11 protein-coding genes and 1 pseudogene are annotated in these 9986 nt (G+C 69.7%); 6 read left to right on the top strand and 6 right to left on the bottom strand.

Going from position 1 to position 9986, the window contains the following annotated elements; all coding sequences use genetic code 11:
• From G5C60_RS33110 to G5C60_RS33100, 3 genes are all read right to left on the bottom strand, one after another.
• A partial coding sequence (locus tag G5C60_RS33110; protein ID WP_165264707.1) for an FAD-dependent oxidoreductase occupies window positions 1-340 on the bottom strand: 340 nt, incomplete at its 3' end.
• Window positions 337-672 carry a non-heme iron oxygenase ferredoxin subunit gene (locus tag G5C60_RS33105; RefSeq protein WP_165264706.1) on the bottom strand — a complete coding sequence of 112 codons (336 nt, stop codon included), beginning with the start codon at window positions 670-672 and terminating at the stop codon, window positions 337-339. The genes G5C60_RS33110 and G5C60_RS33105, both read right to left, overlap by 4 nt.
• Window positions 669-2021, bottom strand: coding sequence for an aromatic ring-hydroxylating dioxygenase subunit alpha (locus tag G5C60_RS33100; RefSeq protein WP_165264705.1), 1353 nt, complete (start codon window positions 2019-2021; stop codon window positions 669-671). The genes G5C60_RS33105 and G5C60_RS33100 overlap by 4 nt, the downstream gene beginning before the upstream one ends.
• Before the next feature lie 101 nt (window positions 2022-2122).
• Here G5C60_RS33100 and G5C60_RS33095 point away from each other — a divergent pair, with 101 nt between their 5' ends.
• The 5 genes from G5C60_RS33095 to dmpG are packed head-to-tail and all read left to right on the top strand — an operon-like array spanning window position 2123 to window position 6829.
• Window positions 2123-3106: a zinc-binding dehydrogenase gene (locus G5C60_RS33095; protein ID WP_165264704.1), complete on the top strand. Its 984-nt coding sequence runs from the start codon at window positions 2123-2125 to the stop codon at window positions 3104-3106.
• Window positions 3103-4050: a 3-carboxyethylcatechol 2,3-dioxygenase gene (locus G5C60_RS33090; RefSeq protein WP_053740127.1), complete on the top strand. Its 948-nt coding sequence runs from the start codon at window positions 3103-3105 to the stop codon at window positions 4048-4050. The genes G5C60_RS33095 and G5C60_RS33090 overlap by 4 nt, the downstream gene beginning before the upstream one ends.
• Window positions 4047-4847, top strand: coding sequence for a 2-keto-4-pentenoate hydratase (locus tag G5C60_RS33085; protein WP_165264703.1), 801 nt, complete (start codon window positions 4047-4049; stop codon window positions 4845-4847). Before G5C60_RS33090 ends, G5C60_RS33085 begins: the two co-directional genes overlap by 4 nt.
• A gap of 18 nt (window positions 4848-4865) precedes the next feature.
• Complete coding sequence (locus G5C60_RS33080; protein ID WP_165264712.1) at window positions 4866-5810, top strand: acetaldehyde dehydrogenase (acetylating); 945 nt, start codon at window positions 4866-4868, stop codon at window positions 5808-5810.
• Window positions 5807-6829: a 4-hydroxy-2-oxovalerate aldolase gene (gene dmpG / locus G5C60_RS33075; RefSeq protein ID WP_165264702.1), complete on the top strand. Its 1023-nt coding sequence runs from the start codon at window positions 5807-5809 to the stop codon at window positions 6827-6829. Before G5C60_RS33080 ends, dmpG begins: the two co-directional genes overlap by 4 nt.
• Window positions 6830-6918: 89 nt before the next feature.
• Here dmpG and G5C60_RS33070 read toward each other — a convergent pair whose 3' ends face one another.
• Window positions 6919-7692, bottom strand: a complete 774-nt coding sequence (locus tag G5C60_RS33070) for an IclR family transcriptional regulator (protein ID WP_206440293.1) — start codon at window positions 7690-7692, stop codon at window positions 6919-6921.
• 108 nt (window positions 7693-7800) lie between these two features.
• On the opposite strand from G5C60_RS33070, the gene G5C60_RS33065 reads away from it, so the two are divergent.
• The gene (locus G5C60_RS33065; protein ID WP_165264701.1) at window positions 7801-8445 is read left to right on the top strand and encodes a helix-turn-helix domain-containing protein; all 645 of its coding nucleotides are present in this window, start codon (window positions 7801-7803) and stop codon (window positions 8443-8445) included.
• Window positions 8446-8632: 187 nt separating this feature from the next.
• Here G5C60_RS33065 and G5C60_RS33060 read toward each other — a convergent pair.
• Both G5C60_RS33060 and G5C60_RS33055 read right to left on the bottom strand, forming a co-directional pair.
• A pseudogene (locus G5C60_RS33060) lies at window positions 8633-8771 on the bottom strand (succinyl-CoA--3-ketoacid-CoA transferase); the annotation flags it as partial.
• Between the two features lie 29 nt (window positions 8772-8800).
• On the bottom strand, window positions 8801-9820 hold the full coding sequence (locus tag G5C60_RS33055; RefSeq protein WP_165264700.1) for a PucR family transcriptional regulator: 1020 nt from the start codon (window positions 9818-9820) through the stop codon (window positions 8801-8803).
• Window positions 9821-9986 lie beyond the last annotated feature (166 nt).

The following is a 9986-nucleotide window of genomic DNA, read 5'->3' as shown; positions in this document are numbered from 1 at the left end:
GGCGGGCGGCGGCGCCTCCGGTGGCGAGCACGACACCGTCGGCGGGCAGCAGGCCGCCGTCGGCGAGTTGGACGGCCCCCTCGCTGGGCCGCAGGGCGGTCACTGTGGTCCGGTTCACCAGCCGGACCCGCTGCTCGTCGTACCACTGCGGGGACTGGAGAGCGATCTGGCCGATGTCCTTGGTGCCGGCGAGGAAGTCCTTGGACAGCGGGGGCCGGTCGTAGGGGAACTCGCCGGCGTCGACGAGGGTGAGGTCGCCGTCGAAGCCGCCCGCGCGCAGGGCGCTGGCCGTGCTGACCCCGGCGACGCCACCGCCCACGATCACCACACGGTTGCTCACGGCGTCTCCCCCGGGAAGAGGTAGACCTCGGCGTCCCGCACCACGACGCGGTGCGGGCAGACGTTCCTGGTCGCGGGCAGCCCCTGGACCTCGCCGTTCTTCAGGCAGAACTTGCTGGAGTGCAGCGGGCACTCGACATAGCCGTCCTCCACCCAGCCGTCGGCCAGCGAGGCGGTCTCGTGGGTGCAGGTGTCGTCCAGGGCGTAGACGATGTCGTCGGTGTCGCGCAGCAGGGCGATGTTGTCGGCCGTTCCGGTGATTGCCTTGTCGATGGCGATGCCCTCGCCCTGCGGGATGTCGTCCAGGGCGGCGACGCGGATGCCGTCACTCATTTTTCGTGCTCCTCGTGCCAGGCGGGGGTGTTCATCAGTTCGCGCCAGCGCCCGTAGAAGGCCCTCCCTGCGGCGTCGCTGTACAGCTCGCTGGTCGTGCCGGGGTGGCGGCCGTCCTCGCGTTCGGAGTCCATGCCCATCTGGTAGTTGAGGGCCACGTTGTTGGTGACGAAACCGTGCGAGATGGCCTGCACCTCGCTCCAGTTCTCACCGTCGTCCTGCTCGAAGATGCCGCTGGGACCGAAGGTGCGCAGGTTGTACAGGCGCTGGGCCTCGCGCACTTCCTCGGGCATCGACGTGTTGACGATGGTCCAGGACCACACCTCCATGCGGTCGGGTCCCTTGGGGTGCCAGACGCGGATGGAGCCGTTGACCGGCAGATAGGAAAAGTTGGGGAAGACGGTGGCGTGGCCGTTGGCCAGTGGGCCCTCCACGCGGGCGTCACCGAGGCGTTCGCGCAGAGCTTCATAGTCCGTCCATTTGTGCACGGTCTGCGCGTCGAAGCGGTTCTTGGGGTGGACCGGGAAGCCGGCGCCGTTGCCATTGGCGTCGGAGTACTGGCGGCCGGTGCGGTGCACGACCTCGGCCTTGGGCGTCTTCCCGGAGGGCGAGAGGACCATGAGCGCCGAGGCGTGGCTCATGTTCACGTGGTACCAGTCGGTGGCGAACTGCTCGGCCGCCAGCTTCCAGTTGCCCTCCAGCACCCACTTGTGGACACCGCCCACCACAACGGTGCCGTGCTCGTCGTGGTCGAGCATCGCGTCCAGGTACCAGGCCATGTCGCCGAGCTGCTCGCGCAGCGGCACCGGGTCGGGGTTCCAGGTGCCGAAGACCAGCCCGCGGTAGGTCTGCACGTGCGGCACTTCCACCAGGCCCCAGTCCTCGGTGCGGAAGGAGTCCGGGTAGCCGTCCTGGTTGGGCACGCTGACCAGTGAACCGTCCAGGTTGTACGACCAGCCGTGGTAGGTGCAGGTGAAGTTGCGGGTGGTGCCGACGTCGGCCCGGCAGACACGGGCGCCGCGGTGCCGGCAGGAGTTGAGGTAGGCCCGGATCCGGCGGTCGCGGTCGAGGGTGACGATGACCGGGTCCTCACCCATGTACGTGGTGAAGAAGTCGCCGGGCTTGTGGAACTGGTCGGTGTGCGCGAGGAACAGCCAGCTCGGTGCGAAGACTCGGCGCAGTTCCTGCCGGTACAGCTCCTGGTCGGTGAAGATCACCCGGTCCAGGAGTCCGCCCTCGGTGTCCACGAGCCCGGAGACGTCGATGGTGCGGGCCAGGTCCGCCGGGCGCCGCAGGGTTCCGCGCGGCGTGGTCGGCGCCCCGCCCTGGGGGTCGTTCGTGGAGGTCATGGCGACAGGCAACAGCAGTACGACAGATCCCTGCCACGGCTCGTTCCGTACGGCGGCACGCTGACTGTCCGCGGACCGTACTGCCGGGGGAGCGTGGCCGCATGCTTGCTGCAACCGCCGTCGCCCAGAGCGCGACCGACCCGCTGGCCGGGCTGGTCCTGGGCGACGTTCCCAAGCCCGAGCCCCGGCCCGGCTGGTCAATCGTCCGCGTCGCGGCGTCCTCACTCAACATGCACGACCTGTGGACGCTGCGCGGGGTCGGCCACCCGCCCGAGCGGCTGCCGATCGTCCTCGGCTGCGACGCCGCGGGCTACGACCAGGACGGCAACGAGGTCCTCGTCCACCCGGTGATCGCTGACCCGGACGCCGGCGACGGCGACGAGACACTCGATCCCGGCCGTGCCCTGCTGTCGGAGCGGCACAACGGCGCGTTCGCCGAATACCTGTCCGTCCCCACCCGCAACCTCGTCCCCAAGCCGTCCTGGCTGACCTTCGACGAGGCCGCCTGCCTGCCGGTCGCATGGGGGACGGCGTACCGGATGCTGTTCACCCAGGCACAGATCCGCGCGGGCGACCGGGTGTTGGTGCAGGGCGCCGGCGGCGGGGTCGCCTCGGCCGCAATCAAGCTGGCGGTGGCTGCGGGTGCCGTGGTGTATGCCACCAGCCGCAGCGTCGACAAGCGGGCACAGGCCGAGTCCTGGGGTGCGCGCAAGGCCGTACCCACCGGCGAGCGGTTGCCCGAGCGGGTGGATGTCGTGGTGGAGACGGTCGGCGAGGCGACCTGGGCCCACTCGATGCGCTCCCTGCGTCCCGGCGGCACCATCGTGATCGCGGGTGCCACCAGCGGCACTAACCCGCCCGCAGACCTGGCCCGGATCTTCTACCTCCAGCAGCGCATCCTCGGCTCGACCGGCTGCACCCGCAGCGAGCTCGTCGGACTGCTGAAGCTGATGGACGGCACCGGTGTGCGCCCAGTGATCCATCGCACGTTGCCGCTGGACGAGATCCACAAGGGCTTCCAGCTCATGATCGACGGGCGGCTCACCGGGAAGCTCGTCATCCGCCTCCAGGGAGAACCGTCGTGAACGCTGCCGCCATAGGGCTGTCCCACTCCCCCCTCATCGGCAAGAACGACCCCGCTGCAGAGGTGGTCGCCTCCGTCGACGAGGCCGTCGAGACGGCACGGGGCTTCGTGCGCGCCTTCGATCCCGACCTGGTCGTCCTGTACGCCCCGGACCACTACAACGGCTTCTTCTACAAGGAGATGCCCCCCTTCTGCCTGGGCACGGACGCGCACGCGGTCGGCGACTTCGGCTCGAGCGCCGGCCCGGTGTCGGTCGACACCGACGCCGCCCGGACGCTGGCCCGCGGCGTCCTGGACCGAGGCATCGATCTGACCGTCTCGGCCCGCATGACCGTGGATCACGGTTTCGTCCAGCCCCTGGAGGTCCTCTTCGGCGGCATCGACAACGTCCCGGTCGTCCCCGTCTTCGTCAACGGCGTCGCCACACCGCTCGGCCCGGTCGGCCGTATCCGCGCCCTGGGGACCGCGCTCGGCGAGGCCGCCGCTGAACTGGACCGGCGGGTGCTCTTCCTGGGCTCCGGCGGCCTGTCGCACGACCCGCCGGTACCGGTGCTGGAGGGCGCTCCGCCACGGGTAGCCGACGCCCTCATCGAGGGCCGTCCGCCCACGCCCGACCAGCGGGCCCGGGGCGAGCAGCGGGTGATCCAGGCCGGGCACGACTACGCGGCGGGCTCGACCTCGATGGTCCCGATCAACCCCAACTGGGACAACCACGTCCTCGACACCCTGGAAAGCGGCCGCCTCACCGACGTGGACGACTGGACCGTGGAGTGGATGGCCAAGGAGGGCGGCGGCTCCGCGCACGAGGTGCGCACCTGGATCGCCGCGTTCGCCTCGCTCGCCGCCACCGGCTCCTACCGCATGACCTCCCGCTTCTACACCCCGATCCCCGAGTGGATCGCGGGCTTCGCCGTGGCCACGGCAGAACAGGAGCCGACCCGATGACCGACCACGCAGAGGCGATCACCGCCGCCGTCGACCGGCTGCGGACCGCCGCCGAGAAGGGGCAGCCATGCGCCCCGGTCCGCGAACTGCTGGGCACCGCCGACCTCGACGCCGCCTACCGGGTCCAACGCGGTCTGACTGAGCACCGGTTGGCCGCCGGCGCGGTGGTGACCGGCCGCAAGATCGGACTCACCTCGCCGGCCGTGCAGCAGCAACTCGGCGTGGACCAGCCGGACTTCGGGGTCCTCTTCGCCGACATGGACGCCTCCGGCCTCGCTGAGGTGCCCACCTCCCGGCTCTTGCAGCCGAAGGCGGAGGCGGAGATCGCCTTCGTGCTGGCTAAGGACCTGGACCGGGACGATCTCGGCCTGTCCGCCGTCCGCGCGGCCGTCGCCTACGCGGTCCCCGCCCTGGAGATCGTGGACAGCCGCGTCGCCGACTGGGACATCTCTCTGACCGACACCGTCGCCGACAACGCCTCCAGCGGCCTCTACGTCCTCGGCGAGACATGGCTTCCCCTCGACGCGTTCGAACCGCGCGAGGTCACCATGCGCATGTACGCCGACAGCACCCTCGTCTCCGAGGGCAACGGCACCGCCTGTCTCGGCGACCCCCTCAACGCCCTGCTGTGGCTGGCCCGTACGGCCCGCGACTACGGAGACCCGCTGCGCACCGGCCAGGTCGTCCTGTCCGGCGCGCTCGGCCCCATGGTCAGCGTCTCCCCCGGCATGACCGTGTCCGCGGAGATCTCCGGCCTCGGCACGGTCAGCGCCACCTTCACCGCCAACCATTCTTAGGGACCCGTCATGACCGTCATGAAGAAGACGAAAGTGGCCGTGATCGGTTCCGGCAACATCGGAACCGACCTGATGATCAAGATCCTTCGGCTGTCGCAGACGCTGGAGATGGCCGCGCTGGTCGGCATCGACCCCGACTCCGACGGCCTCGCCCGCGCCCGCCGCCTGAAGGTGCCGACGACACACGAGGGCGTGGACGGCCTGATCGCCCTGGACGGCTTCGAGGACATCGACATCGTTTTCGACGCGACCTCGGCGAAGGCGCACGTCGCCAACGCAGCACGGCTGCAGCCGTACGGCAAGACGTTCATCGACCTGACACCGGCGGCGATCGGGCCGTTCGTCATCCCACCAGTCAATCTCGACGCCCACCTGGGCGCCAGGAACGTCAACATGGTCACCTGCGGCGGCCAGGCCACCATCCCGATCGTGCACGCCGTCGCCCGCGTCACCCCGATCCCCTACGCCGAGATCATCGCCTCCATCGCCTCCAAGTCGGCGGGCCCCGGCACCCGGGCGAACATCGACGAGTTCACCGAGACAACCTCCGCGGCCATCGAGAAAGTGGGCGGCGCCGCCCGCGGCAAGGCCATCATCGTCCTCAACCCGGCCGAACCACCGCTCATCATGCGGGACACCGTCTTCTGCCTGATCGGCGACACCGACCACGACGCCATCCGCTCCTCCGTCACCGACATGGTGGCCGAGGTGGCGAAGTACGTGCCCGGCTACCGCCTCAAGCAGGACGTCCAGTTCACCCCCGTACCGGCGGACGAACCCGTACACACCCTGCTGCCCGAAGGAGCGCCCGCGGTGACCACCCGGGTCTCGGTGTTCCTGGAGGTCGAGGGCGCCGCCCACTACCTGCCCGCGTACGCCGGAAACCTCGACATCATGACCTCGGCCGCCCTGCGCACCGCCGAGCGCATCGCTCAGCACGCAGACCAGGGGGCAACGGCATGACCACCGACCTGTATGTCCAGGACGTCACCCTGCGGGACGGCATGCACGCCGTACGGCACCGGATCGCGCCCGCCGACGTGTCCCGGATCGTCGCGGCCCTGGACGCGGCCGGCGTCGACGCGATCGAGGTCGCCCACGGCGACGGCCTGGCGGGCGGCTCGGTCAACTACGGCCCCGGCAGCAACACCGACTGGGAGTGGATCGAGGCCGCCGCCTCCGTCCTGGAGCGCGCCACCCTCACCACGCTGCTGCTGCCCGGCATCGGCACCATCGCCGAGCTCAAACACGCCTATTCCCTCGGCGTGCGGTCCATCCGCATCGCCACCCACTGCACTGAGGCCGACGTTTCGGCCCAGCACATCGCAACGGCCAGGGAACTCGGCATGGACGTCTCCGGGTTCCTGATGCTCAGCCACATGGCCCCCGCCGAGAAGCTGGCCGAGCAGGCCAAGCTCATGGAGTCGTACGGCGCGCACTGCGTGTACGTCACCGACTCCGGCGGTCGGCTCACCATGGACGGCGTCCGCGAACGCGTCCGCGCCTACCGGGACGTGCTGGAGCCGGAGACCCAGATCGGCATCCACGCCCACCAGAACCTCTCCCTGGCGGTGGCCAACTCGGTCGTCGCCGTCGAGGAGGGGGTCACCAGAGTTGACGCCTCCCTGGCCGGGCACGGCGCCGGCGCCGGCAACTGCCCGATCGAGCCCTTCGTCGCGGTCGCCACCCTCCAGGGCTGGAAGCACGGCTGCGACCTGTTCGCTCTCCAGGACGCGGCCGACGATCTCGTACGACCGCTCCAGGACCGCCCGGTCCAGGTCGACCGCGAGACCCTCACCCTCGGCTTCGCCGGCGTCTACTCCAGCTTCCTGCGGCACGCCGAGGCCGCCGCACGGCAGTACGGCGTCGACGTCCGCACCATCCTGCTGGAGGTCGGCCGGCGCGGCCTGGTCGGCGGCCAGGAGGACATGATCGTCGACATCGCACTCGACCTGCTGGAGCGTGAGCCGGCCACGAGGTGAGGCCGGCACCGAAGCATGGAGCGGGCGGCCGGGGACGAGATGTCACCGGCCGCCCTCGCGCGCCTGCTCAAGGCATTCCCGACCCGCCGTCACATCCGCCGGGCCCACGCCTGCGACGCGGCGGCGGCGATGCGGCGGACCTGGCCGCTCACCTGTCGTGTGTCGATGTGCCCGCGCCGACCGGCGACCGACAGCGCCGCCACCGCCCGTCCGCTGCGGCTGAGAACCGGTACGGCCACGCAGGCCAGACCCGGCTGGTACTCCTCGTCGTCGAGGGCCACCCCGGTGCGGCGGATGCGTTCCAACTCAGCGGAGAGCGCCTCGGGTTCGGTGATGGTGCGGTGGGTGAAACGCGGCAGCGGCCGTCGCACCGCCTCTTCGGCCGCGTCGACGTCGAAGGCCAGCAGTGCCTTGCCCACCGCCGTCGCGTGGGCCGGGAGGCGGCCGCCGATGCGTGAGGGCACGGCCGTCGAGCGGTGACCGTACAGCTTGGCGAGGTAGGCGGCGTGGGTGTCGTGGAGCACCGCCAGGTGCACCGTCTCCCGGGTCAGTTCGTACAGGTCGGTCAGGAAGGGCAGCAGGACGTCGCGCACGTGCTCGGCTTCCGGGCCGTGCACCGCTTGTCCCAGGCGGTGCAGGCGCTCGCCGAGTCGGTACCCGGTGCCGTGACGCTCCACGACGCCATTGCGCTCGAGCATCCCCAGCACGCGGTAGGCGGTGGACTTGCTCAACTGGGCCCTGCGCGCGAGCTCGCTGACGCCGGCTCCCCTGCCGGACCGGTCACCCAGCGCCACGAGAAGACTCACCGCCTTGTCGATGGCAGCCCGGTCGTCACGTACGGCGTCGGCGAGGGTCGCGATCATGGTCATTCACCTCGGTTCCCGTGAGCGGCGTCACTTTCAGTTGACCACTCGGCAATCTTTACGTGACAAGAATGCGAACCAGACCCTACGTCCGTCAATAATGACGCCATGCACATTAAAAGTGACACCCCGCGTGAGAACGAACTCGTGGCCCGCAATGTACGGCGCTTCCGGCTGGAGCGGGCGATGTCTTTGGGCGAGCTCGCGCGCCGGTCGGGCCTGTCGAAACAGACGCTGTCCAAGATCGAGCAGGGCTCGGGCAATCCCACGGTCGAGACGCTGTCCCTGCTCGGTGCGGCACTCGACGTCCCGGCGCGCCGACTGCTCACGGAATGGGGCACACCGGTCTACGTACAGCGCCAGGACGAAGGTGCGTGGGCGGACGGGGTCAACTGGACGGAGCGCCTCTTGGACGAGACCTACGGCTCCGGGTATGTCCGCACTCTGCTTCTGCGCCTCGAGCGCAGCGGCAAAGCCCCGGAAGTGGTCCCGCCCCACGCCTCGGGCACCCTGCACCATGTCTACGTGATTACCGGCAAGCTGCGCACCGGACCGCTCAACGAACCGGTGGACCTGGCCGCGGGCGACTTCGTCCGCTTCCCCGGCGACGTCCCGCACCGGCTCCTCTGCCTCAGTGAACGGGTCGCGGCCCACATGGTGACCACGATCCCCCAGGTCCGACAGTTCGGCCCGACCATCACCAAGGGAGTCACAGCGGCAATGGGCGACGCGTCCCCAGATTCCGTCGCGTAGACCCGGGGAGGCGATCTGAGCAAGCGGACGCGTGGTGACCGAAGCGCGCGGACCGGAGCGAACCCACCGCCACCAACGGTCTACCGACCCCGCGGTACCCCGAGCGCCGCCGCAGCCCGCACCCGTGGGTGGCCAGCCCGACCGAGGCGGCGTAACCCGTCGACGGAAGCAGCCACACGACCGCTCCCTGCCGCGCGAACTCCTGTTCGCCCGATGTAGGAGCCGGTCACCCGGGCAATCCGCTCGGCGGCGAGCAGCACGGCCAGCCCGGTCTCCATCGCCCCGCAGTTGTTGGAGACCATGCTGAGACCGCCGACCCCGCGCTCTGACGTGCAGCTTTCACGATGCACCGTGCTCACTCGTACTGGAGGTTCAGCCAGTGCATCGCGTCCAGGGCGATGCCGACATTGGTGCCGTGCCGGTCCAGGGTGACGGGAAGGCGGTCCTGGGCGCGGCGAATGCGTTGCAGGACCGTGTTTCGGTGGGCGAACAGAAGCTCTGCTGTCCGCGATGCGTTGTACCGCTGGTGGATGAACATCCGCAGTGTGTCACGTAGTTCCTGTGGACCCGAGGCGAGCGGGCCGAGAATGGCGTGAATGAACTCGCGCAGCCGGGCGTCGTCTCGGGCCAGCAAGAGGACGGCCGCGACCTCGTCATAGAAGGCGACCCGGTGGGCGTTGTGGGTCTGCACCAGCCGCTGGGTCTCGACCGCACGGTCGTGGGTGCGTCGGAAGCCGTCCACCCCCTCGTCCAGAGAGCCGATCGCAAGCCTGACGTCGCGGTAAGGGGCTACGGCTGCCTCGAGCGCCTCGGGCGAAACCGGGATTCCGGGCGTCAGCCACAGCCACAGCGACGAAGCACTGGCCTGGACGAGCAGTTGGTTCCTGGACTCCGCGACCCGGCCGAGCCGGCTCGCGACCTGCACGAGTGTCTCGCGATCGGCGACCTGTGCTGGCGCCCAGAGGATCACGCCCAGGTGTTTGGCCCGCAGCGGGTATCCGAGTCTCTGGTCAACAGCGGTCGCGGGAACCGGTGCCCCGCCCAGGATGAGATTGATCAGCTCAAGGCGTCTCACGTTCTGGTCGCCCGACAGAGCTGCGCGCTCCTGCTCGAGGATGTCGATCAGGGCACTGACCGTGCCCTCGATCCAGAGCGACAGTGAGCGGGAGGCCCGGTCAAGAGCAGGCAGCAGGACGTCTGGTTCGTCGCACAGCGAAAAGGCGATCTTCATCCAGATGGACCACATCACCTGCTGGCCGGCGTGGTACGAGGCGCGGAAGGTGTCCTCCTCACCCCAGCGATATCCATCGCGAGCGATGCCGACGATCTGGCTGGTCAGATTGGGCTCGACGTCCCGCTGCGGGTCTTCGTACATTGAGCGTGCCCAATGCTGGGCGTTGGCCCGGGTGGCCTCACCTATCGCCTCTGCAATGGAGGGGTCCGATCCGAAGCGGCGGTCGGTGGCGTTGGCGACAGCTTCCTGGATAGGCCGCAAGAGGGTCGGATCGGCCAGGAGTACCTTGGACGTGTTGCGCAGCAAC

This window comes from Streptomyces scabichelini (genome assembly GCF_011045015.1).
Lineage (GTDB): Bacteria > Actinomycetota > Actinomycetes > Streptomycetales > Streptomycetaceae > Streptomyces > Streptomyces scabichelini.
The sequence above is the reverse complement of the archived record's forward strand: the minus strand, read 5'-3'. Positions and strand labels throughout refer to the sequence as shown.

Coding starts and splice junctions, on each gene's coding strand:
- G5C60_RS33105 (WP_165264706.1), bottom strand. CDS start 672: ATGAGTGACGGCATCCGCGTCGCCGCCCTGGACGACATCCCGCAGGGC.
- G5C60_RS33100 (WP_165264705.1), bottom strand. CDS start 2,021: ATGACCTCCACGAACGACCCCCAGGGCGGGGCGCCGACCACGCCGCGC.
- G5C60_RS33095 (WP_165264704.1), top strand. CDS start 2,123: ATGCTTGCTGCAACCGCCGTCGCCCAGAGCGCGACCGACCCGCTGGCC.
- G5C60_RS33085 (WP_165264703.1), top strand. CDS start 4,047: ATGACCGACCACGCAGAGGCGATCACCGCCGCCGTCGACCGGCTGCGG.
- G5C60_RS33080 (WP_165264712.1), top strand. CDS start 4,866: ATGAAGAAGACGAAAGTGGCCGTGATCGGTTCCGGCAACATCGGAACC.
- dmpG (WP_165264702.1), top strand. CDS start 5,807: ATGACCACCGACCTGTATGTCCAGGACGTCACCCTGCGGGACGGCATG.
- G5C60_RS33070 (WP_206440293.1), bottom strand. CDS start 7,692: ATGATCGCGACCCTCGCCGACGCCGTACGTGACGACCGGGCTGCCATC.
- G5C60_RS33065 (WP_165264701.1), top strand. CDS start 7,801: ATGCACATTAAAAGTGACACCCCGCGTGAGAACGAACTCGTGGCCCGC.
- G5C60_RS33055 (WP_165264700.1), bottom strand. CDS start 9,820: ATGTACGAAGACCCGCAGCGGGACGTCGAGCCCAATCTGACCAGCCAG.